Source organism: Longispora fulva (assembly GCF_015751905.1).
GTDB lineage: Bacteria > Actinomycetota > Actinomycetes > Mycobacteriales > Micromonosporaceae > Longispora > Longispora fulva.
Genome location: NZ_JADOUF010000001.1, coordinates 8,596,451 through 8,622,140, shown reverse-complemented (window position 1 = coordinate 8,622,140; position 25,690 = coordinate 8,596,451). Strand labels below are relative to the sequence as shown.

The following is a 25,690-nucleotide window of genomic DNA, read 5'->3' as shown; positions in this document are numbered from 1 at the left end:
CGAGTGTTTCCCTGGCGTTAAAAGGTATGGGTCAGGGGTCTTTTTTAGCCGCGTGGATATTGACTTTGATCGTCGCGGGGCGAAACATCTCCCCACATACCTGTGAGGAGGACCACACGTGAGTTACACGGATGAGGAACGGCTGGCCCAGCTCGGCTACAAACAGGAACTGCACCGGGGTCTGTCCGGTTTCTCCAACTTCGCCGTCTCGTTCTCGATCATCTCGGTGTTGGCAGGGTGCCTGACGTCGTACGGGATCGCGATGAAGGCCGGCGGCCCGGTGTCGATCACGCTCGGCTGGCTGCTCGTCGGCGGCGGCGTGATCCTGGTGGCGCTGTCGATGGCCGAGGTGTGCTCGGCGTACCCGACGGCCGGCGCACTGTACTGGTGGACCCACGCCCTGGCGAAGAAGAACAAGTCCGCCTGGTCGTGGTTCGTGGGCTGGTTCAACTTCGTGGGCGAGTTCGCCGTGACCGCCGCGATCGACTACGGCGCGGCGATGACCTCGGCCGCGTTCTTCAGCCTCACGTTCGGCTGGACGGTCACCCTGCCCCGCACGTTCGGGCTGTTCCTGGTGATCATCATCGTGCACGGCCTGCTCAACACCTTCGGGGTGAGCCTGGTCCGGCTGCTCAGCGACATCAGCGCCTGGTGGCACATCGTCGGCGTGGCCGTGATCGTCGGCGTGCTCGTCTTCGCCCCCGACCACCACAAGTCGCTGGGCGACGTGTTCACCGAGTCCTACAACGCGACCGGGTGGACCGGGCCGTTCGCCTCCGTCTACGCGTTCCTGATGGGCCTGTTGATGGCGCAGTACACCTTCACCGGGTACGACGCCAGCGCCCACGTCGCCGAGGAGACCCACGACGCGGCCCGCACCGCCCCGCGCGGCATCGTCAGCTCCGTCGTCGTGTCCCTGATCGCCGGTTTCGTGCTCCTGGTCGCCGTGACCGCCGCGATCCAGGACTACGACAAGGAACTCAACTCGCCGACCGCGTTCCCGCCGGCGCAGATCTTCATCGACGCCGCCGGCGCCAACCTGGGCCGGGCGCTGCTGTTCATCATCGTCGTCGCCCAGTTCTTCTGCGGCATGGCGTCGGTGACGGCCAACTCCCGGATGGCGTACGCGTTCGCCCGCGACGGCGCGCTGCCCGGCTCGCGGCTGTGGAAGAAGGTGAACCCGCGCACCGGTACCCCGACGAACTCGATCTGGCTCTGTGTGGCCTGCTCGGTGATCCTGCTGCTCCCGGCGATCTGGAGCTTCACCGCCTACCTGGCCGCGACGTCGGTGGCCGTGATCGGGCTGTACATCTCCTACATCACGCCGGTCTTCCTGCGGCTGCGCACGAAGAACTTCCCGGTGGGCCCGTGGAACCTCGGCCGGTGGAGCAAGCCGGTCGGTTGGCTCGCCGTGCTGTGGACGGTGTTCATCGTGGTGCTGTTCGTCCTCCCGCCGTACTACCCGGTCACCGTCGACACGTTCAACTACGCGCCGATCACGGTGCTGGTCGTACTGGGCGGGGCGGGCGTGTGGTGGTTCGCCGGGGCGCGGCGCTGGTTCACCGGCCCACGGACCAACGTCGATCTGGCTGTCGCCCCGAAGGCGGGGGCGAGAGAATGACCGCGTGACTGATGGAATGTGGCGGCCTGTCCGCGGCGGCAACGCTTTCGAGTTGACCGTGGAGAGGCTCGCCCAGGCGATCCGTCTCGGGGTGGTGCCCGCCGGTGAGCGGTTACCCCCCGAGCGGGAGCTCGCCGAGAAACTACGGGTCAGCCGGGTGACGCTCCGCGAGGCGATCGGGGCACTGCGCGAGGCGGGGCTGCTGGAGTCCCGCCGCGGCCGGGCCGGGGGCACGTTCGTCCTGTACGCCGGGGACCTCCCGCACGAGGACGCCGGCGCCCTGGCCCGCTCGATGGGCTCGGACCTGACCGACGCCCTGGACTTCCGCTGGGTGATCGAACCCGGGGCCGCGGCGCTCGCGGCCGGGCGCACCCTGCCGGCCACCGATCGCCAGCACCTCGTGGGTTGCCTGGAGGCGTCGAGGTCGCGGGACCCGATCGGCCGGCGGATCGCCGACTCCCGGTTACATCTGGCCATCGCCGCAGCCAGCGGCTCGCCCTCGCTCGCCGCCGCCGTCGCGGACGTGCAGCTCACCCTGGACCGGCTGCTGGCCGCCATCCCGGTGCTGCGCCGCAATCTCGACCACTCGGACAACCAGCACGCCCGGATCGTGGAGGCCATCCTCGCCGGGGACTCCGTGCGGGCCCGGGAAGAGATGGCCGAGCACTGCGAGGGAACATCCGCCCTCCTGAGGGGCTTTTTGGATCGCGATTAGACCATTAAGGTGAACGCATGGAGCTCGACGAACTGAGAGCACTGGTCGCCAGTGGCGAGATCGACACCGTCGTGGTGGCGATCGTCGACATGCAGGGGCGACTGCAGGGCAAGCGTTTCCACGCCCCCTTCTTCCTGGCCGACACCGTCCCGAACGGCGCCGAGGGCTGCGCGTACCTGCTGGCCGTCGACGTCGAGATGAACACCGTCGACGGCTACGAGATGAGCTCGTGGTCCACCGGCTACGGCGACTTCGCCATGGTCCCCGACTTCTCCACGCTGCGCCGCACCCCGTGGCAGCCCGGCACGGCGATGGTCATCGCCGACCTGGCCAACCACGACGGCACCCCGGTCGCGGCCAGCCCCCGGCAGATCCTCCGCCGCCAGCTCGACCGGCTCCGCGAGGCCGGCTACACCGCGTTCGCGGGCACCGAGCTGGAATTCGTGCTCTACCACGACACGTACGAGGAGGCCTGGCAGCGCGGCTACCGCGACCTGCACCCGGCCAACCTGTACAACGTCGACTACTCGCTGCTCGGCACCGCCCGGGTCGAGCCGCTGCTGCGCCGGATCCGCAACGAGATGTACGGCGCCGGGCTGATCCCGGAGAGCGCCAAGGGCGAGTGCAACCTCGGACAACACGAGATCGCCTTCCGGTACTCCGACGCGCTGAACGCCGCCGACGACCACTCGGTGTACAAGAACGGAGCCAAGGAGATCGCCGCCCAGGAGGGCATGGCGCTGACCTTCATGGCCAAGCCCAACGAGCGCGAGGGCAACTCCTGCCACATCCACTTCTCCCTGCGCGACCTCGACGACCGCCCCGTGATGACCGAGGTGATCGACCGGGTCAACGCCGGCCTGCTGGCCACGATGCGGGAGTTCTCCCTGCTCTACGCCCCGAACATCAACAGCTACAAGCGCTACCAGCCGGGCAGCTTCGCCCCGACCGCGCTGCGCTGGGGCCGCGACAACCGCACCTGCGCCCTGCGGGTCGTCGGCCACGGGCCCTCGCTGCGGGTGGAGAACCGGGTGCCGGGGGCAGACGTCAACCCGTACCTGGCGATCGCCGCCCTGATCGCCGGCGCGCTGCACGGGCTGTCCGGCGACGCTGCGGTGCAGGAGGAGTTCGTCGGCAACGCCTATGACTCCGACTCGCCGACCGTGCCGGAGAACCTGCGCGACGCCCTCGGGCTGTGGGAATCCTCGACACTGGCCAAGGACGCGTTCGGCGAGGACGTGGTGGCGCACTACGCCAACAACGCCCGGGTGGAACTGTCCGCGTACGACGCGGCGGTCACCGACTGGGAGCTCAAGAGAGGGTTCGAACGGCTGTGAGCGAGTACCAGATCATCAATCCGGCCACCGGGGAGCACATCGCCGCCGTCGCGGCGACGACCCTCCCGGAGGCCGACGCGGCCATCGCCCGCGCGCACGGGGCCTTCGGCACCTGGCGGCACGTGTCCCCGGGCGACCGGGCGCGGCTGCTGCGCCGGTTCGCGACCCTCGTCGACTCCCACGTCGAGGAGCTGGCCCAGCTCGAGGTCGCCAACGCCGGGCACACCATCGGCAACGCCCGGTGGGAGGCCGGCAACGTCCGCGACGTGCTGCACTACTACGCCGGCGCGCCCGAGCGGCTGTTCGGCCGGCAGATCCCGGTGCCCGGCGGGCTGGACGTCACCTTCGCCGAGCCCCTCGGGGTGGTCGGGGTCATCGTGCCGTGGAACTTCCCGATGCCCGTCGCGGCCTGGGGGTTCGCCCCGGCGTTGGCCGCCGGCAACACCGTGGTGCTCAAGCCGGCGGAGTGGACGCCGCTGACGGCGCTGCGCCTCGCCGAACTGGCGCTGGAAGCCGGCCTCCCGGAGGGCGTGTTCACCGTGCTGCCCGGCGACGGACCGGTCATCGGGCAGCGGTTCGTCACCCACCCGCTGGTCCGCAAGATCTGCTTCACCGGGTCCACCCGGGTCGGCAAGCAGATCATGGCCGGGTGCGCCGACCAGGTCAAACGGGTCACCCTGGAGCTGGGCGGCAAGAACGCGAACATCATCTTCGCCGACTCCGACCTGGCCAAGGCGGCGGCGACCGCCCCGTACGCCGTGTTCGACAACGCCGGGCAGGACTGCTGCGCGCGGTCCCGGATCCTCGTGCAGGCCTCCGTCTACGACGAGTTCATGGCGCACTTCGAGACAGCCGTGCGGGGCGTGAAGGTCCTCGACCCGACCGACCCGGCCTCCGAGGTCGGCCCGCTGGTCTCCGCCGCGCACCACGAACGGGTCTCCTCCTACGTGGCGCAGTCGAAGGTCGCCTTCCAGGGCTCCGTGCCCGACGGGCCCGGGTTCTGGTTCCCGCCGACCGTGCTGGAGACCGCCGGCCCGTCCGATGTCGCCTGGCGCGAGGAGGTGTTCGGCCCCGTCGTGTCGGTGCTGCCGTTCGCCGACGAGGCCGAGGCCGTCGCCCTGGCCAACGACACCGAATACGGCCTCGCCGGATCCATCTGGACCCGCGACGTCGGGCGCGCCCTGCGGGTGGCGCGCGCCGTGGACGCCGGCAACCTCAGCGTCAACTCCCACTCGTCCGTGCGGTACTGGACACCGTTCGGCGGCGCGAAACAGTCAGGATTCGGCCGTGAGCTGGGGCCCGACGCCCTGGCCGCGTTCACCGATGTCAAGAACGTCTTCATCAGTACGGAGGAATCATGACTCGTCTGCAGGGCAGGGTCGCTGTCATCACCGGGGCCGGGAGCGGCATCGGGCTGGCCACGGCCCGCCGGTTCGCCGAGGAGGGCGCCCGCGTCGTCGCGGTCGACATCTCCGCCGACGCCGGCGAGGCGACCGCCAAGGAGGTCGGCGGCATCTTCAAGGTGCTCGACGTGACCGACGAGGCCGGCACCCGCGACATGTTCGCCGAGGTCGTCGCGGAGCTGGGCTCACTCGACATCGTGTTCAACAACGCCGGCATCTCGCCCCCCGACGACGACTCCATCCTCGACACCGGGCTCGACGCCTGGGAGCGGGTGCAGAAGGTCAACCTGACCAGCGTGTTCCTCGGCTGCAAGTACGCGCTGCCGTACATGATCGAGCAGGGCAAGGGCTCCATCATCAACACGGCGTCGTTCGTGGCGCTGATGGGCGCGGCGACCTCGCAGATCTCGTACTCGGCGTCCAAGGGCGGCGTGCTGTCCATGACCCGGGAGCTGGGCGTGCAGTTCGCCCGGCAGGGCGTGCGGGTCAACGCGCTGTGCCCCGGACCGGTGAACACCCCGCTGCTCAAGGAGCTGTTCGCCTCCGACCCGGAGCGGGCCGCCCGCCGGCTCATCCACGTGCCGCTGGGCCGGTTCGCGGAGCCGTCGGAGATCGCGGCGGCCGTCGCGTTCCTGGCCAGCGACGACTCCTCGTTCATGACCGCCAACACCTTCGTGGTCGACGGCGGCATCACCGGCGCGTACGTGACGCCGTTGTCATGAGGCCCGTCATCGGCATCACCGCGTACCGGGAACCGGCCCAGTGGTCGGTCTGGTCGGTGCCCGCCGTGCTGATCCCCGCCACGTACGTCGAGTGCGTGACGGCGGCCGGCGGGCACCCGGTGGTGCTCCCGCCCGACCCGTCCCCGGCGATCCTGTCCCGCCTCGACGGCCTGGTACTGGCCGGCGGCGCGGACGTCTCCCCCGGCCGGTACGGGGCGGAACCGCACGAACGGACGGTCAGCCGGCCCGACCGCGACGAGGGCGAGCTGGCCCTGCTCGCGGCGGCCGGCGACCTGCCGGTCCTCGGAGTGTGCCGGGGCATGCAACTGATGGCCGTGCACGCCGGCGGGACGCTGTTCCAGCACCTGCCCGACGAGCTCGGCCACACCGGGCACCAGCCGGAGCCGGGGGTGTTCGGTTCGCACCCGGCCCGGTTCGCGCCCGGCAGCCTCGCGGAGTCGATCTTCGGGCTGCACGGGGAGGTCAACTCCTACCACCACCAGGGGGTGGCCGACCCGGGGAGCCTGACGGCGACCGGGTGGGCGGCCGACGGGATGATCGAGGTGCTCGAGGACCCCGACCGGCCGTTCTACCTGGGGGTGCAGTGGCACCCGGAGGAGATGCGCGACGCGCGGCTGTTCGAGGCCCTGATCCAGGCCTCGGCCTGAGCCCTCGCAGGGTGCCGGGTTCACCGGTCAGGCCTCACCGTAGGAAATGATGGGTTTGATCGTGGAAAGGGGCCCGGGGCGCAGTGCCGCCCCGGGCCCGTTCTCAGATGGTGGCCCCCGGCCCCCTCAGATCGGGGGCCACCACCTGCCGCTGCCGCTACAGGGGAGGTGTCAGCAGCGCGGCGGCCCCGTCCCAGCGGGCGATCTCACAACCGCCGCGCCGGTTGAACTCGGCGTCGACCCACGCGCCCCGCCACACCCCGAAGATCCGGGCCGTCTGCCGGCCGCCCCAGATCCGGGTGCAGGCCGTGCCCGGCGGCACCGGGGCGAGCGTCGCCTCCGCGCGCGCCGTCAGCTCCGCGCACACCGGCCGGGTCGCCCCGTCCGCAGGACAGTCGATGATCCACCAGTCCGGCGTGGACCACGGGTCCTCGGCGCGCTCGACGAACAGCAGGGACCTCCTCGGCGACACCTCGCGCACCGTGCCGACGCTCTTCGTCCGCTCGATCACGTCGCCGACCAGCGCCGGGGCTCCCCCGCCCTCGACGGTGACGACGGACTTCACGGAACCATTGGGGTAACGCACGGTCAGCTCGTAGACGAAACGGTCACAGCACGAGTCGTCGCTGACGTAGCTCGGGTCGAGGGCGAGGAAGTCGGGCCGGGCCACCGTCGCCAGCAGCGGGTCGCGCCGGGCGTCGGAGGTCGAGGTGTCGACCGTGAACCGGCGTTGGACGCCGGCCAGGCCTCCGGTCTGCTCCAGGGTCACGCTCTGCGCGCGGGCCGGTGCGGCTGCGGACGCTGGCACCGCCGCGACGCCCGCACCGATCAGGAGCGCACCCAGGACGGCGACCATGTGGCGGGCCGTACGGGTGAGGGACTGACGCATGACATGTCCTTCCAAAGGTTGGGATGACACGCGACAGCCTGCCTATATGGAGGATCCACCGCAAACACCCTTTCTTAAGGAAATTTTATGGAAAACGCTTAGATTTTGTACCGACGTGTGACAGCGCTATGCCCGAAACGCGGTGACCTGCCACAGTGGATCCAACTGGAGTTACACTCCGAAAGGGTTCCATCGCCTTTAGTGAGAATTCCCACACGTGGAGTGAGAGTGTGGGTACTCCGCGTTGGTGAGGTGTTCACCTGGCGGGAGGCCCCGCGGCACTCAGGTCGCCATCGTCCGCGCCAGCACGAGGGCTTCCTCCCGCAGCGCCCGCTGGCCGTCATCCGCCGGCACGATCGGCGCGTCCGCCCGCTCCAGCACGACGAGAGACGGCAGGAGCACCCCGCGCAGCAGCCCGCGCTGGACCTTGTGGCCGGAGGAGAAATAGCGATCGTGCAAAGCCCCGACGAAACGGCCGAACACCGCCACGTCCACCCGGCAGATGTCGTCGACGCCGGGAGCCAGCCCGCTGGGCAGCTCCAACACGTCCGCCAGACGGTGCGCCACGGCCACGAACAACAGGCCCGGCTGCAGCGCAGGATTCCACACCGTCTCGCCGTCGACCTCGAAGTAGTAACTCACTGCGCGTACTCCCGACTGGGCTCGGCCTCAGGCCGGTGTCCTTCGAGCGCACCGACGCCCGCCCGTCGCGCTAGGGTACGAAACCTGATCATCGTCTCCTGCGGGGAGTGGGCACGCATGCTGCTGGACATCGGCACCACCCGCCTCTTCGTGGACGACCGGGGCCCGAAGACCGCGCCCACCGTCGTGTACGTGCACGGCGGCCCCGGTCACGGCTCCTATGAGTTCATGACCTACCAGGGCGAACTCCTGTCCCGACACCTGCGGATCATCGCCCTGGACCAACGGGGAGTACTGCGCTCCGACCCGCTGGACACCACCGGCACACTGTCCGAACACGACCTCGTCGACGACCTCGAAGCCGTCCGCAGGACCCTGGCCATCGACACCTGGACCGTCGTCGGCCAGTCGCACGGCGGCCGCATCGCCCTGCGCTACGCCCTCGCGCACCCGGAAACCGTCACCGGCGTCGTCTTCGAGAACCCCGGCTGGGACCTGGTGTCGGCCATGGCGTGCCTGCGGCGGGCGGCGATCCCTGTCCTCCGGGAGCTGGGGCACCACGCCGAGGCCGAGCGGGCCGAGGCTCGGCTGCGGCCGGGCGCGGCCGTCGACGGACCTCGGCCCAGCGCGGACCCCGCACGAGGGCTTCACGACCCTGACCTGCCTGACGCACTCCCCAGGCTCCCCGCCGACCGCGCCGACTGGCTCGAGTTCGTGCGGACCCTGGGCCTGCTCGGCGACCGGCGCAACGAGATCTACGTCCACCAGGCCGCAGCGGCCGCCCGGATGGCCGCCTGCCTGGACTCCGCGCCCTTCACCCGGGACACGTGGACCCGCGCCGGCACGCACTTCGACCAGATCTCAGCACACCCGAGCCTGTACGAGTCCCTGGTTCCCCTGCTCGGCGAACTGACGCATCCGGCGCTGCTCATCAAGGGCCGGCACGACAACGTCACCGCCCCGGCGGACGTCGCGGCGTTCCGCGCCTCGGTGCCCCACGGCCGGACCGAGATGTTCGACGACTCGGGCCACTTCGCCCACCTCGAGGAACCCGACCGGTACGCGGACACGCTCACGTCCTTCATCCGCCGGTGATCGGCTGACGCGACCTGACGGCGAGTCCCCCGCGGCCCTGGGCTCGCCGAACCCGGGCGGACGCTGAACGCGGTCCCGGGCAGCCGCTGAAGGGCGTCCCGGGCAGCCGCGCGGCCGGCGTACCGGTCAGGCCGCCGACCCGGACCGCCGCCGGTCACAGACGATCTCGACGACCTGGTAGACGGGCTCCCCCGGCACCATGTTGTGCATGGTGATGACCCCGCCGTCGCCGTGACCAGGGTCGATGTGGATCTGCCAGCCCCAGTCCGGCCCGGTCGGGGCCGGGTAGTAACCGGTCAGCCTGACCACGCCGTCCTCGCCGACGGGCCCCGACAGCGTCATCCACGTCGGCCCCGTGTGCCACGAGTCGACCCACACCACCGTCGCCTCCCCCGGACCGTCCGCCGCCTCCCCGGGGCCCGCGGCCTCCTCAGGATTGGGGGCCTCCCCGGCCGGAGCGGCCTTGCCACCGAGCAGCATCAGACCGTTCTGCGGCTTGCCGCCCTCCGACCAGGTGTAGGCGACCGTCACGAACTCCCCGGCCGTCACACTGACCGTCGCGCCGGCGTCCGACTCCCGGTACTCCTCCGTCGGCATCAGCCGCAGCCGGTTGACGCCCTGCCAGTCGCCCACGAACGGGGCCAGACACTCAACGATCCTCATCACCGCAGCCTACCGACGACAGGTGACACCAACGTCCGAAACAGACCCGCACGCCCACTCCCCACGCCGGACCTGGGCCGGGTCACAGCAGCTCCAGCGGGTCGATCTGGACCCGGACCGGCTCCTTCGCCCGGTGCGCGCTGCGAACCCCCGCCGCCTCGTGCAACGCCCGCGCCAGCGCCGGCCCCGTCGACCGCGGCACCCGCAGCAGCAGCCGCTCCACGCCCTCGTCCCCGCCGAACACCGGAACCGGCCCCAGCTCATCCACCCCCGCCGGCATCCGCGCACCCGCCAGCAGCTCGGCGATCGCGGCCGGCGAACCCGTCAGGCTGCCCACCCGGACGGCCGGGGGGAAGCCGAGTTCGGCGCGTTCGTCGAGCTCCCGGGCCGCATACCAGGCCGGGTCGAAACGAACCAGAGCCTGCACGACGGGTACCGACGCGTCCGCCACGATCACCACGGTGCCGTCCGCGCGCGCCAACGCCGCCGCCGACAGCCAGCGCCGCAGCGCCTCCTCACCGGCCCGCAGATCCGCCCGGGTCAGCAGCGCCCAGGTGTCCAACAGCAGCACGGCCCCGTAGCCAGCGTCGGCGACCGGCTCGGCCCCGGGCGTGGCCACCACCAGCGCGGGACCGTCCGGAACGGTGTCGAGCAGCTCACCGCGCCCCGATGTGCGCACCGGCACGCCGGCGAACGCCCGGCCCATCTCGTCCGCCGTCCGACGGGCGCCCACCACCGACGCGCGCAGCCGACGCCCCCCGCACACCGGGCAGGTGAAACCCGTCGCACCACGTCCACACCACCGGCAGCTCGGCCCCGAGTGCTCCGGCGACGCGCCGGCCACCCCGGCGTTCCCGCCCAGGACCCCGGACTCCAGCGCGAGCGGCCCGGAACAGTGCGGACAACGCGCCGGAGCCCGACACGTCTCACAGGCCACGGCCGGGATGTAACCCCGCCTCGGCACCTGGACCAGCACCGGCCGGCCAGCGGCGAGGGACACCCGGGCGGCCTGCAGTGCGACACTCGGCAGCCGGGACGACACGGCTCCCGGATCCCGGGACTGCTGCACGTCGTCGCCGGTCGTCACCACCCGGGGGGCACGGGTCCGCAGGGACTCCCGGTCGGCGGTCAGCTCCTTCGCCCAGCCGGTGGCCAACAGCAGCTGCCCCTCCGCCGTCCGGGAGTGCCCCGCCACCAGCGCCGCCGCCCCGGCCAGCTCCGCGCGGGTGAGCAGCACCTCGCGGGCGTGCGGGTACGGCGCGTGCGGGTCGGCGTGCACGTCGTCGCCGTCGTCGAAGATGGCCACGAGGCCCAGGTCGTCCACGGGGGCGAACATCGCCGCACGGGTCCCGATCACGGCCCCGACATGGCCGCGCAGCGCCGTCACGAACCGGGTGTAGCGCTCCTCCGGCCCGGTCGCCGCCGACAGCGCCACATGCCGCCCCTCGCCGAGCAGCGAGAGGAGCGCCCGGTCGAGCCGGTGCAGGTCGCGGCCGTCGGGCACCACCACCACCGCGCCCCGGCCACCCGACAGGGTCGCCCCGACGGCCTCGGCGACTCGGGCCGCCCAGTCCTCCCCCGGCGTGGCGGTCCACACCGCGCGGGGCGCCCGGCCGTCGGCGAGGGCGCGCAGAAAGGCTGCCCCGGCCGGATACGCCGCCCAGCCAACCGTGGCCGGGAACGCCGGCCGGCCTGGCGGCCCGCCACCATCACCGTCCCCGGAGACCTCGGACCCCTCACCCGGCTTCCCACCAGAGCCCGACACCCCCCCGGCCCGGGTCGGGACCTCCGTCTCCGCGGGAACATCACCGGTCGGGACCACAGCCTCCCAGCGGGCCTGCCGGGGTGGGACCGCGGCCTCCGCGCGGGCGTGCCGGGGTGGCACGGCGAGCCGGAGGACATCGGCGAGGTTGCCCGCATACCGGTCCGCGACGGCCCTGGCCAGCCGGGCGATCTCCGGCGACACCACGGGCTCGGCGGACACCGCCCGCTCGAGAAACGACAGACTGCCGCCGTGCTCGCTGGCGGCGACCCGGTCGAGCACGTAGCCGTCGACCTTCTGCCCGGCGAACCGGACCCGGACGCGGCCACCGACGACGACCTTCGCATCCATGCTCGCGGGCACGAGATAGTCGAACGGCCGGTCAAGATGCGGCAACGCGAGGTCGACGCAGATCCGCGCCACGGGCAGGTGCTCGGCCGGGGTCTTCGACGCGGGCGGCTTGACGGCCGACCGGGCTCCCCGGGGGGCTGGCACGGCCGGCAGCTCGAACAGCCCGTCTTCAGTCACGCCCAAAGTCCTACCAGACCCCTACGACTTTCCCCGCAACCGAGCCGCACCGACGGGACGGCCCGACAGCCCCGATCCCGAGAACTCCCGTCACCCGGACACGGGCCGGGACCCCACTGGGCCCCGACCGCCGCGCGCAGGGCCGGTCCCCACCGTGACAAAAGAATGATCTTGGTATTTGATCTCAGGCGAAGTGGCCCGCTGAGGGCGGCGCTGGCAAACGAAAGGAACACCCGCTAGGGCAGCGCCCTGCGGGTGTTCCTTTCGTGCAGTCCAGCGTCGTTCTCAGCGGGTCTTACGAAACCGCGGACTTGAGGTCGGCGACGCGGTCGGTGCGCTCCCAGGTCAGGTCCGGCAGCTCGCGGCCGAAGTGGCCGTAGGCGGCGGTCTGCTGGTAGATCGGGCGGAGCAGGTCCAGGTCGCGGATGATCGCGGCCGGGCGCAGGTCGAAGACCTCCTGGACGGCCTTCTCGATCCGCTCGACCGGGACGACCTCGGTGCCGAAGGTCTCGACGAAGAGGCTGACCGGGTGGGCCTTGCCGATCGCGTAGGCGACCTGGACCTCGCAGCGCTCGGCCAGGCCGGCGGCGACGACGTTCTTGGCGACCCAGCGGGTGGCGTAGGCGGCGGAGCGGTCGACCTTCGACGGGTCCTTGCCGGAGAAGGCGCCGCCACCGTGCCGGGCGTAGCCGCCGTAGGTGTCGACGATGATCTTGCGGCCGGTGAGGCCGGCGTCGCCCATCGGGCCGCCGATCTCGAAGCGGCCGGTCGGGTTGACCAGCAGGCGGTAGCCCTCGGTCTCCAGGCCCAGGGCCTCGATCTCCGGCGCGATGACGTGCTCGCGGATGTCCGGCGTGAGCAGGGACTCCAGCGAGATGTCCGGGGCGTGCTGCGAGGAGACGACCACGGTGTTCAGCCGGACGGGGCGCAGGCCCTCGTACTCGACCGTGACCTGGGTCTTGCCGTCCGGACGCAGGTACGGCACGGTGCCGTCCTTGCGGACCGCCGCCAGCCGCCGGGCCAGCCGGTGCGCCAGCGCGATCGGCAGCGGCATCAGCTCGGGGGTCTCCGAGCACGCGAAGCCGAACATCATGCCCTGGTCGCCGGCACCCTGCAGGTCGAGAGCGTCACCGGACTCGCCGCTGCGGTTCTCCAGAGCCGTGTCGACACCCTGCGCGATGTCCGGGGACTGCGCGCCGATCGCGATGTTGACCCCGCAGGAGGCGCCGTCGAAACCCTTCTTCGACGAGTCGTAGCCGATCCGCAGGATTGTGTCGCGCACGATCGAGGGGATGTCCGCGTACGCCGAGGTGGTGACCTCGCCGGCCACGTGCACCTGTCCGGTGGTGATCAGCGTCTCGACCGCGACCCGGCTCTTCGGGTCCTGGGCGAGCAGCGCGTCAAGAATGCCATCGCTGATCTGGTCAGCGATCTTGTCCGGGTGACCCTCGGTCACAGACTCGGACGTGAAGAGACGGCGTGCCACAGCTCTCCTAGCGGGGTTTGTTGGGTTTGGGGAAGTCTATCTCCGTGCGCTGACCACGGCATAGCAGCCTGGTCAGACCTGAATCTGTAATCCCTACCACAGAGGTAGGACAATATCCCACACCGCGTCAGCGATGTCCTCTTTCGGTGCCGCCGAAAGAGTGGTCTCGGTTCCGTCCCTGGTGAGCACCGTGACCGCGTTGTCGTCGGTGCCGAACGCCTTGCCGTTTCCCACTTCATTGACAACGATGAGGTCGGCGTTCTTCCGGGTCAACTTCTGCTGGGCGTTGCGCACGAAATCCTGCGTCTCCGCGGCGAACGCGACCAGAATCCGCCCCGGACGACGCTGCGCGCCCAACTCCGCGGCGATGTCGGGATTCGTCGTCAGCTCGATCACCGGCGCGGTCCCGTCGACGGCCTTCTTGATCTTCTGTTCGGCGTACTTCGTCGGCCGGAAGTCCGCCGGTGCCGCGGCCATCACGACCACGTCGGCATCGTCGCCGTGCTCCAGCACCGCCGTCCGCAACTCCGCCGTCGAACCCACCCGCACGACCTCCACCCCGGCCGGGTCCGGCAGCGACACGTTGGCGCTGATCAACGTGACCCGCGCCCCCCGGGCCACAGCCGTCCTGGCGAACGCGTAGCCCTGCTTGCCGCTGGAGATGTTGCCGAGGTAGCGCACCGGATCCAGGTGCTCCCTGGTACCGCCGGCGGTGACCAGCACGTGCCGGCCCGCCATGTCCGGGGCCGTCCGCCCGCGCAGCAGCCGGTTGGCCACCGCGAACAGCTCGGTCGGGTCCGGCAGCCGGCCCTTGCCCGTGTCGGAGCCGGTCAACCGGCCGACGGCGGGCTCGACGACGACCACGCCCCGGGCGCGCAGGGTGGCCACGTTGGCGACGGTGGCCGGGTGCTCCCACATCTCGGTGTGCATCGCCGGGGCGAACATCACCGGGCAGCCCACAGTCAGGAGGGTGTTCGTGAGCAGGTCGTCGGCCAGGCCGTGCGCCGCCTTCGCCATCAGGTCCGCCGTCGCCGGGGCCACGATCAGCAGGTCCGCCTCGCGGCCGATCCGCACGTGCGGCACCTCGTGCACGTCGTGGAACGGGTCGGCGCTCACCGGCTGGTGCGACAACGCCGCCCAGGTCGGGGCGCCCACGAACTGCAGCGCCGCCGCCGTCGGCACGACCCGCACGGTGTGCCCGGCCTCCGTCAGCAGCCGGAGCAGCTCACACGCCTTGTAGGCGGCGATGCCACCGGCGACTCCGAGCACGATTCTCACGAACACCACCTTAAGAACGGACGAACCCCGTGACCACTATTGGATCACGGGGTCGAGCATCGCAGGTGGCGCCGCGAAGCGGCATCCCGCGATCGCGTAGCAATCAGCCCTCGGTGGGCTCCGCCGTCAGCAGGCCGGCGTTGATCTCCCGCAGGGCGATCGACAGCGACTTCTCCTGCGGGGTGGTCTCCACCAGCGGGCCGACGTACTCCAGGAGACCCTCGCCCAGCTGGCTGTAGTACGCGTTGATCTGCCGGGCGCGCTTGGCGCCGAAGATCACCAGCGCGTACTTCGACTGGGTCTTGTCGAGCAGCTCGTCGATCGGCGGGTTGGTGATGCCTACGGGGTTAGCAACGGTTCCAGACAAAGCGGATCAACCTCTGGATCGACGGTGACTCACAGGAGTCTTGGATGAGGAATCGAGCAATTGTATCAACTCGGCCGCGGCCTTCTCGACGGAGCCGTTGACGACCGTCACGTCGAACTCCGCCTCGGACGCCAGCTCCTCGCGGGCGTGCTCCAGACGGTGCGCGATGGTCTCGGCGTCGTCCGTGCCCCGGCCCCGCAGGCGGCGCTCCAGCTCGTCCCAGCTCGGCGGGGCGAGGAACACCAGCAGCGCCTCCGGCATCGTCAACTTGACCTGCCGGGCACCCTGGAGATCGATCTTGAGGAGGACGGGGACCCCCTCCGCCAACCGGGCGAGCACCTGCTTGCGCGGGGTGCCGTACCGGTTGCCGGCGAACTCCGCCCACTCGAGCAACTGCCCCGTCTCGAGCAACCGGTCGAACTCGGCGTTGTCGACGAAGAAATAGTGCTCCCCGTCGACCTCGTACGCGCGCCGCGGCCGGGTGGTCACCGAAACCGACAGCCAGAACTCGTGCGGGTGGCTCCGGACCCACTCGATCACGCTGTCCTTGCCGACCCCGGAGGGGCCGGAAAGGACCAGCAGTCGAGCGTCACTCCACCCGGCCGGACGTGCGTCTTCTTCAAAGCTCACTAGGTGTTTCTAGCAACCGCTCACTTGCCGGCTGCGGGGAACTCCCCCAGAAGTGCTTTGCGCTGCTGCTCGCCGAGACCCCGCAGGCGGCGGGAGTCGGCGATCTTCAGGCGCTCCATGATGGCGGTGGCGCGGATCTTGCCGATGCCGGGCAGTGCTTCGAGCACGGCCGACACCTTGAGCTTGCCGACGACATCGTCGCCGTCAGCGAGCTCGATGACCTCACCGAGGGTCGTCTCGCCGCGCTTGAGCTTGTCCTTGAGCTCAGCACGGGCCTTACGGACTACGGCGGCCTTCTCCAGCGCGGCGGCGCGCTGCTCGGGGGTGAGCGTGGGGAGCGACACCAGGTCTCCTTTGGTCGAGGAACAGGCGAAAGGTGGTTCCAGCGCTGGAAACCTAGTGGCCAAAGGCCCATTCCGGCAACGTCGCCGCGCGTGATCATCTAACCACGCACCGATATTCCGACGGAATTTCCGGGCAAAACGTACTTATCGGGCGTAAATTTTTAGCCGTTTACATTCGGCTGGAGAGCCGCCCGGCACTCCTCGAGGGCCCGGCCAGCAGCGTCCCGCAGGCCCGTCACGCTGGGTCCGTGAGCCAACACCTCCCGGGAGTAGGAGGGCAGGATCGCGGCGGCGGACTCGCCGAAAATGCGCCGAAGATCCTCGGGACGGCCACCCTGGGTGCCGAGCCCGGGGACGAGAATTGGACCGTTAAGTCGGGAAATATCGTGTGCAGTCTCCCCGATTGTCGCGCCGACGACGACTCCGAACGAACCTAGCGGTACCGCACCTTCATTGAGGTCCGCCACTGCATCCAGCATCGTCTGCGCCACGGTGACCCCCTCGGTGGTGATCGCGTGCTGGACCTGCGGACCCTCCGGGTTCGAGGTCAGGGCCAGCACGAACACGCCACCCCCGTGCGCGGCCGCAGTGTCAATTATCGGACTCAACGAGCCGAACCCCAGGTAAGGGCTTACCGTCACGGCGTCCACGGCCAGGGGACTCGTCGGGTCCAGGTACGCATGGGCGTACGCCGCCATGGTCGAGCCGATGTCGCCGCGCTTGACATCGAGAATCACCAGTGCGCCGGCCGCGCGGGCCTCACGGACGACGCTCTCCAGCACGGCGATCCCCCGCGAACCGTGCCGCTCGAAGAACGCCGACTGCGGCTTGAGCGCCGCCACCCGGTCCCCCAGGGCCTCCACGACCGTGCGGGAGAACTTCTCCAGCCCCGCCAGGTCGTCCTCCAGGCCCCAGTGGGCCAGCAGCTGGCTGTGCGGGTCGATGCCGACGCACAGCGGGCCGCGCTCGTCGAGGGCGGCGTGCAGCCGGGTACCAAAAGAATCCATGGGTTTTCTCCTAGACCGTGGGTCGGGCGGCCACCGCGCGGTTGATCGCGCGGACCAGCGGCGGGCCGTGGTAGATGAAGCCGGTGTAGAGCTGCAGCAGGCTCGCGCCGGCGTCGAGCATCCGCAGCGCGTCGTCCGGGCTGCCGAGTCCGCCGACGCCGATGATCGGCAGCCGACCGCCGGTCTCCTTCGAGACCAGGGCGACGACCTCGCGGGCCCGCTCCGTCAGCGGACGGCCGGACAGGCCGCCGGCCTCGCCGCCGAGTTCCCGGTCGGCCGGGGCGAGCCCGCCGCGGCCCAGGGTGGTGTTGGTGGCGATCAGGCCGGCGACGCCGTGCTCGGCGCACACGTCGAGGAGTTCGCCGATCGCGTGGTCGGTGAGGTCCGGGGCGATCTTCACCAGGATCGGCTTGTCGCCGCGCAGGGCCGCCAGGATGTCCCCGAGGGCCGCCCGGTCCTGCAGTGCGCGCAGGCCAGGGGTGTTCGGCGAGCTCACGTTGACCGCGAAGTAGTCGCCGTAGCCCTTTAGAGCCGCGTAGGAGGCCGCGTAGTCCTCCGCGGCGGCTTCCAGGGGTGTCACCTTGGACTTGCCCAGGCTGATGCCCAGCGGGACGCTCAGCGGCCCGAGCCTGGCCAGGCGGGTCGCCAGGGCCTGCGCTCCGGCGTTGTTGAACCCCATCCGGTTGACGATCGCCTCGGATTCCCGCAGGCGGAAGAGCCGGGGGCGGTCGTTGCCGGGCTGGGCGTGCCGGGTGACGGTGCCGACCTCGACGAAGCCGAAGCCGAGGGCAGGCCAGGCCGGCAGGGCGTGACCGTCCTTGTCCATGCCGGCGGCCAGGCCGACGGGTGACGGGAATCTCACCCCGAAGAGCGTCCTAGGAGCCTGGATCGAAAAGACCTTTTGGAGGGTACGCACCATCCGCGGCCTTCCGGCCAGGGCCGCCAGCCGGCGCATCGTCCACTCGTGCACCCGCTCGGCGTCACCGCCCTGGAGCCGGAACAGGACCGGGCGCAGGGTCTTCTCGTAGATCACGCGGCACCTCCGAACGAATCCTGAGCAACCAGGGTGAAGCAGGCATCTCGCCCCGATGTCAGGGCACGCCGGAGGGCGGGGCCGGCGGCGGTGCCGCCGGCCCTCGTACCCGTCGTCACGGCTTGGCCCGCAGCGCCGCGTGCAGGGCCTGGAGCGGGCGGACCCGCAGTTCGCCGTGGATCAGCGCCTCGATGCCCATCACCGCTGCCGCGGCGGCCTGCACCGTCGTGATGCACGGGGTGTCGGTGGCCACGGCCGCCGAGCGGATCTCGTAGCCGTCGACCCGGGCCCCGGAGCCCGCCGGGATGTTGATGACCAGGTCGGCGTTGCCGGCCTCGACGAACTCGACGGCGTGCATGACGCCCTCGACCCCGTCGAGGTGCTTCGGGATCACCTGGCACTCGATGCCGTGCCGGCGGAGCATCTCGGCGGTGCCTGCGGTGGCGACCAGGTCGAAGCCCAGGTCGGCCAGCCGCTTGGCCGGGAAGACCATCGCGCGCTTGTCCCGGTTGGCGACCGAGATGAACACCGTGCCGCTGGTCGGCAGGGAGCCGTAGGCGGCGGCCTGGGACTTGGCGAACGCGTGCCCGAAGGCCACGTCGATGCCCATCACCTCGCCCGTGGACTTCATCTCGGGGCCGAGCAGGTTGTCCACGCCCCGGCCGGCGGGGGTGCGGAACCGCTTGAACGGCAGCACCGCCTCCTTCACCGAGATCGGCGCGTGCTCGGGCAGCTTGCCGCCGTCCCCGGTCGCCGGGAGCATGCCCTCGGCGCGCAGCTCGGCGATCGTCGCGCCCAGGGCGATCCGGGCGGCGGCCTTCGCGAGGGGCACGGCCGTGGCCTTGGACACGAACGGCACGGTCCGCGACGCGCGCGGGTTGGCCTCCAGGACGTAGAGGATGTCGTCCTTGAGCGCGTACTGCACGTTGAGCAGACCGCGGACCCCGATGTCGCGCGCGAGGGCCTCGGTGTGCCGGCGGATCTCGGCGATGTTGGCGTCCCCGAGGGTGATCGGCGGCAGGGCGCACGCCGAGTCGCCGGAGTGGATGCCGGCCTCCTCGATGTGCTCCATGATGCCGCCGAGGAACACCGCGCCGTCGGCGTCGCAGAGCGCGTCGACGTCGACCTCGATCGCGTCGTCGAGGAAGCGGTCCACGAGGACCGGGTGCTCGGGCGAGATGTCGGTGGCCCGGGCGATGTAGGCCTCCAGGACGGAGTCCTCGTAGACGATCTCCATGCCCCGGCCGCCGAGCACGTAGGACGGCCGGACCAGGACCGGGTAGCCGATCTCGTCCGCGATGGCCTTGGCCTCGGCGAACGAGGTGGCCATGCCGTACTTCGGCGCGGGCAGGCCGGCGCGGGCCAGCAGGGCGCCGAACGCGCCGCGCTCCTCCGCGAGGTGGATCGAGGCCGGGGAGGTGCCGACGATGGGCACGCCGGCGTCCTCGAGCCGCTGGGCCAGGCCGAGCGGGGTCTGTCCGCCGAGCTGGACGACCACGCCCACCACGCCCGGGCCGCCGCCGGCCGCGCCGGAGGCGTTCTCGGCGTGGATGACCTCGAGGACGTCCTCGAAGGTCAGCGGCTCGAAGTACAGCCGGTCGGCGGTGTCGTAGTCGGTGGACACCGTCTCCGGGTTGCAGTTGACCATGACGGTCTCGTAGCCGGCGTCGCGCAGGGCCATCACGGCGTGCACGCACGAGTAGTCGAACTCGATGCCCTGGCCGATCCGGTTCGGGCCGGAGCCCAGGATGATCACCTTGGGCCGGTCGCTCGGGGCGACCTCGTTCTCCTCGTCGTACGTCGAGTAGTGGTACGGCGTCGCCGCCGCGAACTCCGCCGCGCAGGTGTCCACGGTCTTGTACACCGGACGCAGCCCGAGCCGGTGGCGCAGCAGGCGCACCCCGTCCTCGCCGGCGAACTCCGGCCGCAGCTCCGCGAGCTGGCGGTCGGACAGGCCGGCCCGCTTGGCGGAGCGCAGCAGCTTCTCGTCGAGCACCGGGGCAGCCTGGATCTCGGCGCGCAGCTCCACCAGGTACAGGATCTGGTCGATGAACCACGGGTCGATCCCGCCGGACGCGTCGCGCACCTCCTCCACGCTGTGCCCGGCGCGCAGGGCGGCCTCGACGGTGTAGAGCCGGCCGTCGTGCGGGATCCGGAGCTTGTCGAGCAGGTTGCCCTCGACCGGCGGGCCGGTCCAGAACCCGGCCCGCTTCTCCTCCATCGAGCGCATCGCCTTGCCCAGCGCCTCGGTGAAGTTGCGGCCGATGCTCATCGCCTCGCCGACGGACTTCATCGTGGTGGTCAGCTCCGCGTCGGCCCCGGGGAACTTCTCGAACGCGAACCGCGGGATCTTCACGACCACGTAGTCCAGCGTCGGCTCGAAGGCCGCCGGGGTCTCCTTGGTGATGTCGTTGGCGATCTCGTCGAGGGTGTAGCCGATGGCCAGCTTCGCCGCGATCTTCGCGATCGGGAAGCCGGTGGCCTTCGACGCCAGCGCGGACGACCGCGACACGCGCGGGTTCATCTCGATCACGATCAGCCGCCCGGTCTCCGGGTGCACCGCGAACTGGATGTTGCAGCCGCCGGTGTCCACGCCGACCTCGCGGATCACGGCGATGGCCAGATCGCGCATCCGCTGGTACTCGCGGTCCGTCAGCGTCATCGCCGGCGCGACCGTGACGCTGTCGCCGGTGTGCACGCCCATCGGGTCGATGTTCTCGATCGAGCAGACGACCACCACATTGTCGTTGCGGTCGCGCATCAGCTCGAGCTCGTACTCCTTCCAGCCGAGCGCGCTCTCCTCGATCAGCACCTCGTGCACCGGGGAGGCCGCCAGGCCCGCGCCCGCGATCCGCTCCAGGTCCTCGTGCGTGTGCGGCATGCCGGAGCCGAGGCCCCCCATGGTGAAACTCGGCCGGACGACGACGGGGAGGCCGAGTTCGGAGACGGTGTCGCGGACCTCCTCCATCGTCTTGCAGACCCGCGAGCGGGGCACCAGGGGCTCGTCGCCCCAGCCCAGCGCCGCGCCGGCCTTGGCGACGATGCCCTTGAAGATCTGCCGGTCCTCGCCCCGGTGGATGGCCTCCATGTTCGCGCCGATCAGCTCGACGCCGTACTTGTCCAGCACGCCCGCCTCGTGCAACGCCACGGCCGTGTTCAGCGCCGTCTGCCCACCGAGGGTGGCCAGCAGCGCGTCGGGGCGCTCCTGGGCGATGATCTGCTCCACGAACTCGGGCGTGATCGGCTCGATGTACGTGGCGTCGGCGAACTCGGGGTCCGTCATGATCGTGGCCGGGTTCGAGTTGACCAGGGACACCCGGATGCCCTCGGCGCGCAGTACCCGGCAGGCCTGGGTGCCCGAGTAGTCGAACTCGCAGGCCTGGCCGATCACGATCGGCCCGGAGCCGATGACCATGACGTGCTTGATGTCTTCGCGCTTAGGCATTGCGGTTCCCTTCGATCAGCTCAACCAGCCGGTCGAACAGGTAGTCGGCGTCGTGCGGGCCCGCCGCGGCCTCGGGGTGGTACTGGACGGAGAACGCCGGCACGTCCAGGCACCGGAGCCCCTCGACCACGTCGTCGTTGAGGCAGACATGGCTGACCTCGACCCGGCCGAACTCGGTGTCGACCACCTCGCCGATCGGGGCGTCCACGGCGAACCCGTGGTTGTGCGCGGTCACCTCGACCTTGCCCGTGGTGCGGTCCATCACGGGCTGGTTGATGCCCCGGTGGCCGTACTTGAGCTTGAAGGTGCCGAAGCCCAGCGCCCGGCCGAGGATCTGGTTGCCGAAGCAGATGCCGAACAGCGGCAGCTTGCGGCGGAGCACCTCGCGGACCAGGGTCAGGTCCGCGGTGGCCGGGTCGCCCGGGCCGTTGGACAGGAACACCGCGTCCGCGCCGGTGGCCAGCACGTCCTCGATCGTGGCCGTCGCCGGCAGCACGTGGGTCTCGATGCCGCGCTCGGCCATCCGGCGCGGGGTGTTGCTCTTGATGCCCAGGTCGATCGCCGCGACCGTGTAGCGCTTGTCGCCGACGGCCGGGACGACGTAGGGGGCGGCGGTGGTGACGTCGGCGACCAGGTTCGCGCCGGTCATCTCCGCGCTGTCCCGCACGCGGGCCAGGAGCGCGTCCACGTCAGTGGAGACGCTGGAGATGCCGACCCGCATCGCGCCGCGTTCGCGCAGGTGCCGGGTCAGCGCCCGGGTGTCGATGCCACTGATGCCGACGACGCCCTGCCGGTCCAGTTCCGACTCCAGGGACCGGGTCGAGCGCCAGTTGGAGGGCACCCGGGCCGGGTCGCGGACCACGTAGCCGGCGACCCAGATCCGCGAGGACTCGTCGTCCTCGTCGTTCCAGCCGGTGTTGCCGATCTGCGGGGCGGTCATCGCCACCACCTGGCGGTGATAGGACGGGTCGGTCAGGGTCTCCTGGTAGCCGGTCATCCCGGTGGAGAACACCGCCTCGCCGAAGGTCTCCCCCACCGCGCCGTAGGCGGTGCCGCGGAAGGTGCGGCCGTCCTCGAGTACCAGAATCGCGTCAGTCACTTCTGAGCCTTTCCGTCGAGCACGGTCGCCTCGCCGCGCAGGAAGGTCGCGACGACCCTGCCCGGGAGTTCCATTCCGGTGTACGGGGTGTTCCTGCTCCGGCTGGCCAGCGCCGCCGGGTCGACCGTCCAGCGCGCGGCCGGGTCGACCAGGGTCAGGTTGGCCGGCGCGCCGGGCACCGGGTCGTGGCCGTGGCCGGTGAGGCCGGCGATCCGGGCCGGGGTGCGGCTCATCCGCTCGGCGATCAGGTCCCAGAGCGCCGCGTCGGTCACGCCGCCGTCGCCGGCACCCGCGTCCTCGCGGCCGGCGAGCACCTGGACGGTGATCGACAGCGCCGTCTCCAGGCCGAGCATGCCGGGCCGGGCCCGGGCCCACTCGCACTCCTTGTCCTCGGTCGCGTGCGGCGCGTGGTCGGTCGCCACGGCGTCGATGACGCCCTCGGCGAGCCCGGCGCGCAGCGCGTCGATGTCGGACTGGGTGCGCAGCGGCGGGTTCACCTTGTTCACCGGGTCGTACGTGCACGCCCGGGTGTCGGTGAGCAGCAGGTGGTGCGGGGTGACCTCGGCGGTGACGTGCACGCCGCGCGCCTTGGCGTGCCGGAGGATCTCCACGCTGCCGGCCGTCGAGACGTGGCAGACGTGCAGCCGGGAGCCGACGTGCTCGGCGAGCAGCACGTCGCGGGCGATGATCGCCTCCTCGGCGACGGCCGGCCAGCCGGTCAGGCCGAGCTTGGCCGACTCGACGCCCTCGTGCATCTGGGCACCGACGGTGAGCCGGTGCTCCTCGGCGTGCTGGGCGATGACCCCGTCGAAGGCCTTCACGTACTCGAGGGCCCGTCGCATGAGGCGCGGATCGTGGACACAGAACCCATCATCGGAGAACATCCGCACCTTGGCCGGCGAATCGGCCATCGCGCCGAGTTCGGCGAGCTGCTCGCCGGCCAGGCCGATGGTGACGGCCCCGATCGGCTGCACGTCGACGAGGCCGGCCGCCTGGCCGAGCCGCCAGACCTGCTCGACGACGCCGGCGGTGTCGGCCACCGGGTCGGTGTTGGCCATCGCGCACACGGCCGTGTAGCCGCCGAGCGCCGCGGCCCGGGAGCCGGTCTCCACGGTCTCGGCGTCCTCGCGGCCGGGCTCGCGCAGGTGGGTGTGCAGGTCGACGAGGCCGGGGAGGGCGACGAGGCCCTTGCCGTCGATCTCGACGTCCGCGCTCTGCCCGGCGCCGTCGTGCACCAGGCCGTCGCGCAGTAGCAGATCCGTCGGTGTCGCGCCGAGAACCGAGACGTTCTTGATCAGGTACGTGGTCACTGGGGGCCTTTCGTTCGCGGCGGCGGGACTGGCGTTCACAGGGATCTCCCGCCGAGCAACAGGTAGAGGCAGGCCATCCGGACACTGACGCCGTTGGCGACCTGCTCGACGATCGTGGAGCGCGGGGAGTCGGCCACCTCGGGGGCGATCTCCATGCCCCGGATCATCGGGCCGGGATGCATAATTATTGCATGCTCCGGAAGAAGTTTCATTCGGCGGACGTCGAGGCCGTAGCGGCGGGCGTACTCGCGGGTGGAGGGGAAGTACGCCTCGGTCATGCGTTCGCGCTGCACGCGCAGCATCATGACCACGTCGGAGTCGGGCAGGGCGGCGTCGAGGTCGTAGGACACCTTCGCCGGCCAGTCCCGCGCGCCGACCGGCACCAGGGTCGGCGGGCTGACCATGGTCACCTCCGCGCCAAGGGTGGTGAGCAGCAGCATGTTGGACCGGGCGACCCGGCTGTGCAGCACGTCGCCGACGATGGTGACCCGCAGCCCCTTGAGCTGACCGAGCCGGGAGCGCATCGTGTACGCGTCCAGCAGCGCCTGGGTCGGGTGCTCGTGCGTGCCGTCGCCGGCGTTGATGATCGAACCGTCGACCCACTGGCTGAGCGTGGTGGGCGCGCCGGAGGCGGGGTGGCGGACCACGACCCCGTCGATGCCCATCGCCTGCAGGGTGAGCGCGGTGTCCTTGAGGCTCTCGCCCTTCTCCACCGAGGAACCCTTGGCCGAGAAGTTGATCACGTCGGCGGACAGCCGCTTGGCCGCCGTCTCGAACGAGACCCGGGTGCGGGTGGAGTCCTCGTAGAACAGGTTCACGACGGTGCGCCCGCGCAGGGTGGGGAGCTTCTTCACCTCCCGGGAGGCCATCGCGGCCATCTCGGTGGCCGTGTCGAGCACCAGGGTGGCGGAGTCGAGATCGAGGTCCGCGGCGGACAGCAGGTGTTTGATCATCAGATGTTCCCGGTCAGCAGGACGGCGTCGGTGCCGTCGATCTCGGCGAGGGAGACCCGGACGCTCTCCGACAGCGAGGTGGGGATGTTCTTGCCGACGTAGTCGGCGCGGATGGGCAGCTGGCGGTGGCCCCGGTCGACGAGGACGGCGAGCTGCACCTGCCGTGGGCGGCCGAGGTCGCTCAACGCGTCGAGGGCGGCCCGGACCGTACGACCGGAGAAGAGCACGTCGTCGACGAGGATGACCCGCTGGCCGTCGATGCCGCCGGGCGGCAGGTCGGTGGGGCCGACCGGGCGGGCGCTGTGCAGCCGCAGGTCGTCGCGGTAGAGGGTGATGTCCAGGGTGCCGTGCGGCACCGCGATCCCCTCGAAGGCGTGGATCCGCTCGGCCAGGCGACGGGCCAGTGGGGTGCCCCGGGTGGGGATGCCCAGCAGGACGGTGTCGGCTGCCCCGGAGGTCTTCTCCAGGATCTGGTGCGCGACCCGGTCCACGATCCGGGTGATGTCCGACGCGGAGAGAATCTCCTTCACGTCAGACATTTCGGGCATAGTGGTGTCATTCATATCAATCAAACCGCCTTCCCCGCCTCACTGGACGGGTCGTTAAAGGTTGTCTGGCGTGCTCGAGCCTAACAACTGCCTGGTCGAACTCAACGGGTGGGTAACAACTACTTGACCGAGCCCTCAAAGAGCC

At 70.8% G+C, this 25,690-nt stretch carries 23 protein-coding genes; 7 read left to right on the top strand and 16 right to left on the bottom strand.

Going from position 1 to position 25,690, the window contains the following annotated elements:
* Nucleotides 1-118 precede the first annotated feature (118 nt).
* From IW245_RS39830 to IW245_RS39805, 6 genes are read left to right on the top strand one after another with little or no spacing between them, the layout of a single operon-like run.
* The gene (locus IW245_RS39830) at nt 119-1,621 is read left to right on the top strand and encodes an amino acid permease (protein ID WP_197008209.1); all 1,503 of its coding nucleotides are present in this window, start codon (nt 119-121) and stop codon (nt 1,619-1,621) included.
* 4 nt (nt 1,622-1,625) lie between these two features.
* On the top strand, nt 1,626-2,336 hold the full coding sequence (locus IW245_RS39825) for a FadR/GntR family transcriptional regulator (RefSeq protein ID WP_197008208.1): 711 nt from the start codon (nt 1,626-1,628) through the stop codon (nt 2,334-2,336).
* Between the two features lie 17 nt (nt 2,337-2,353).
* Complete coding sequence (locus IW245_RS39820) at nt 2,354-3,673, top strand: glutamine synthetase family protein (RefSeq protein WP_197008207.1); 1,320 nt, start codon at nt 2,354-2,356, stop codon at nt 3,671-3,673.
* A gap of 11 nt (nt 3,674-3,684) precedes the next feature.
* Nucleotides 3,685-5,034 (top strand): aldehyde dehydrogenase family protein, encoded by a 1,350-nt coding sequence (locus tag IW245_RS39815; RefSeq protein WP_372445325.1) that lies wholly within the window; start codon nt 3,685-3,687, stop codon nt 5,032-5,034.
* Nucleotides 5,031-5,798, top strand: a complete 768-nt coding sequence (locus IW245_RS39810) for a 3-oxoacyl-ACP reductase (RefSeq protein ID WP_231399096.1) — start codon at nt 5,031-5,033, stop codon at nt 5,796-5,798. The genes IW245_RS39815 and IW245_RS39810 overlap by 4 nt, the downstream gene beginning before the upstream one ends.
* Entirely contained in the window at nt 5,795-6,466 is a 672-nt protein-coding gene (locus IW245_RS39805) for a gamma-glutamyl-gamma-aminobutyrate hydrolase family protein (protein ID WP_197008205.1), read from the top strand. The genes IW245_RS39810 and IW245_RS39805 overlap by 4 nt, the downstream gene beginning before the upstream one ends.
* A 157-nt stretch (nt 6,467-6,623) precedes the next feature.
* Here the strand turns inward: IW245_RS39805 and IW245_RS39800 are convergent, their stop codons facing one another.
* Nucleotides 6,624-7,355 (bottom strand): protealysin inhibitor emfourin, encoded by a 732-nt coding sequence (locus tag IW245_RS39800; RefSeq protein WP_197008204.1) that lies wholly within the window; start codon nt 7,353-7,355, stop codon nt 6,624-6,626.
* 282 nt (nt 7,356-7,637) lie between these two features.
* Nucleotides 7,638-7,997, bottom strand: a complete 360-nt coding sequence (locus IW245_RS39795) for a DUF6086 family protein (RefSeq protein WP_197008203.1) — start codon at nt 7,995-7,997, stop codon at nt 7,638-7,640.
* Between the two features lie 117 nt (nt 7,998-8,114).
* On the opposite strand from IW245_RS39795, the gene IW245_RS39790 reads away from it, so the two are divergent.
* The gene (locus tag IW245_RS39790; protein ID WP_197008202.1) at nt 8,115-9,092 is read left to right on the top strand and encodes an alpha/beta fold hydrolase; all 978 of its coding nucleotides are present in this window, start codon (nt 8,115-8,117) and stop codon (nt 9,090-9,092) included.
* A 126-nt stretch (nt 9,093-9,218) separates the two neighbouring features.
* Here IW245_RS39790 and IW245_RS39785 read toward each other — a convergent pair whose 3' ends face one another.
* The 14 genes from IW245_RS39785 to pyrR all read right to left on the bottom strand — a co-directional run bounded on the left by IW245_RS39785 (nt 9,219) and on the right by pyrR (nt 25,545).
* Nucleotides 9,219-9,755, bottom strand: coding sequence for a hypothetical protein (locus IW245_RS39785; protein WP_197008201.1), 537 nt, complete (start codon nt 9,753-9,755; stop codon nt 9,219-9,221).
* A gap of 82 nt (nt 9,756-9,837) precedes the next feature.
* Entirely contained in the window at nt 9,838-11,940 is a 2,103-nt protein-coding gene (locus tag IW245_RS39780) for a primosomal protein N' (protein WP_267920045.1), read from the bottom strand.
* Between the two features lie 400 nt (nt 11,941-12,340).
* On the bottom strand, nt 12,341-13,531 hold the full coding sequence (gene metK / locus IW245_RS39775; RefSeq protein ID WP_197008200.1) for a methionine adenosyltransferase: 1,191 nt from the start codon (nt 13,529-13,531) through the stop codon (nt 12,341-12,343).
* 93 nt (nt 13,532-13,624) lie between these two features.
* The gene (coaBC, locus tag IW245_RS39770; protein WP_197008941.1) at nt 13,625-14,815 is read right to left on the bottom strand and encodes a bifunctional phosphopantothenoylcysteine decarboxylase/phosphopantothenate--cysteine ligase CoaBC; all 1,191 of its coding nucleotides are present in this window, start codon (nt 14,813-14,815) and stop codon (nt 13,625-13,627) included.
* A gap of 97 nt (nt 14,816-14,912) precedes the next feature.
* The gene (rpoZ, locus tag IW245_RS39765; protein WP_197008199.1) at nt 14,913-15,176 is read right to left on the bottom strand and encodes a DNA-directed RNA polymerase subunit omega; all 264 of its coding nucleotides are present in this window, start codon (nt 15,174-15,176) and stop codon (nt 14,913-14,915) included.
* Between the two features lie 6 nt (nt 15,177-15,182).
* Complete coding sequence (gene gmk / locus IW245_RS39760; protein WP_233472952.1) at nt 15,183-15,806, bottom strand: guanylate kinase; 624 nt, start codon at nt 15,804-15,806, stop codon at nt 15,183-15,185.
* A gap of 20 nt (nt 15,807-15,826) precedes the next feature.
* Entirely contained in the window at nt 15,827-16,150 is a 324-nt protein-coding gene (gene mihF / locus IW245_RS39755; protein ID WP_197008198.1) for an integration host factor, actinobacterial type, read from the bottom strand.
* A 161-nt stretch (nt 16,151-16,311) separates the two neighbouring features.
* Entirely contained in the window at nt 16,312-17,157 is an 846-nt protein-coding gene (pyrF, locus tag IW245_RS39750) for an orotidine-5'-phosphate decarboxylase (protein ID WP_197008197.1), read from the bottom strand.
* Nucleotides 17,158-17,167: 10 nt separating this feature from the next.
* A complete protein-coding gene (locus tag IW245_RS39745) occupies nt 17,168-18,190 on the bottom strand; it encodes a quinone-dependent dihydroorotate dehydrogenase (RefSeq protein ID WP_197008196.1) in 1,023 nt (340 codons plus the stop codon).
* A gap of 115 nt (nt 18,191-18,305) precedes the next feature.
* A complete protein-coding gene (gene carB / locus IW245_RS39740; RefSeq protein WP_197008195.1) occupies nt 18,306-21,635 on the bottom strand; it encodes a carbamoyl-phosphate synthase large subunit in 3,330 nt (1,109 codons plus the stop codon).
* A complete protein-coding gene (carA, locus tag IW245_RS39735; RefSeq protein WP_197008194.1) occupies nt 21,628-22,734 on the bottom strand; it encodes a glutamine-hydrolyzing carbamoyl-phosphate synthase small subunit in 1,107 nt (368 codons plus the stop codon). Before carA ends, carB begins: the two co-directional genes overlap by 8 nt.
* On the bottom strand, nt 22,731-24,044 hold the full coding sequence (locus tag IW245_RS39730) for a dihydroorotase (RefSeq protein ID WP_197008193.1): 1,314 nt from the start codon (nt 24,042-24,044) through the stop codon (nt 22,731-22,733). The genes carA and IW245_RS39730 overlap by 4 nt, the downstream gene beginning before the upstream one ends.
* Nucleotides 24,045-24,079: 35 nt before the next feature.
* Complete coding sequence (locus IW245_RS39725; RefSeq protein ID WP_197008192.1) at nt 24,080-24,997, bottom strand: aspartate carbamoyltransferase catalytic subunit; 918 nt, start codon at nt 24,995-24,997, stop codon at nt 24,080-24,082.
* Entirely contained in the window at nt 24,997-25,545 is a 549-nt protein-coding gene (gene pyrR, locus IW245_RS39720; RefSeq protein ID WP_372445296.1) for a bifunctional pyr operon transcriptional regulator/uracil phosphoribosyltransferase PyrR, read from the bottom strand. The genes IW245_RS39725 and pyrR overlap by 1 nt, the downstream gene beginning before the upstream one ends.
* Between the last annotated feature and the right edge of the window lie 145 nt (nt 25,546-25,690).

Excerpts from the sequence above, each read along its gene's own strand:
- IW245_RS39820 (WP_197008207.1), top strand. The coding sequence starts at position 2,354 with ATGGAGCTCGACGAACTGAGAGCACTGGTCGCCAGTGGCGAGATCGAC.
- IW245_RS39810 (WP_231399096.1), top strand. The coding sequence starts at position 5,031 with ATGACTCGTCTGCAGGGCAGGGTCGCTGTCATCACCGGGGCCGGGAGC.
- IW245_RS39805 (WP_197008205.1), top strand. The coding sequence starts at position 5,795 with ATGAGGCCCGTCATCGGCATCACCGCGTACCGGGAACCGGCCCAGTGG.
- IW245_RS39800 (WP_197008204.1), bottom strand. The coding sequence starts at position 7,355 with ATGCGTCAGTCCCTCACCCGTACGGCCCGCCACATGGTCGCCGTCCTG.
- IW245_RS39790 (WP_197008202.1), top strand. The coding sequence starts at position 8,115 with ATGCTGCTGGACATCGGCACCACCCGCCTCTTCGTGGACGACCGGGGC.
- IW245_RS39785 (WP_197008201.1), bottom strand. The coding sequence starts at position 9,755 with ATGAGGATCGTTGAGTGTCTGGCCCCGTTCGTGGGCGACTGGCAGGGC.
- pyrF (WP_197008197.1), bottom strand. The coding sequence starts at position 17,157 with ATGGATTCTTTTGGTACCCGGCTGCACGCCGCCCTCGACGAGCGCGGC.
- carB (WP_197008195.1), bottom strand. The coding sequence starts at position 21,635 with ATGCCTAAGCGCGAAGACATCAAGCACGTCATGGTCATCGGCTCCGGG.
- IW245_RS39725 (WP_197008192.1), bottom strand. The coding sequence starts at position 24,997 with ATGATCAAACACCTGCTGTCCGCCGCGGACCTCGATCTCGACTCCGCC.
- pyrR (WP_372445296.1), bottom strand. The coding sequence starts at position 25,545 with ATGCCCGAAATGTCTGACGTGAAGGAGATTCTCTCCGCGTCGGACATC.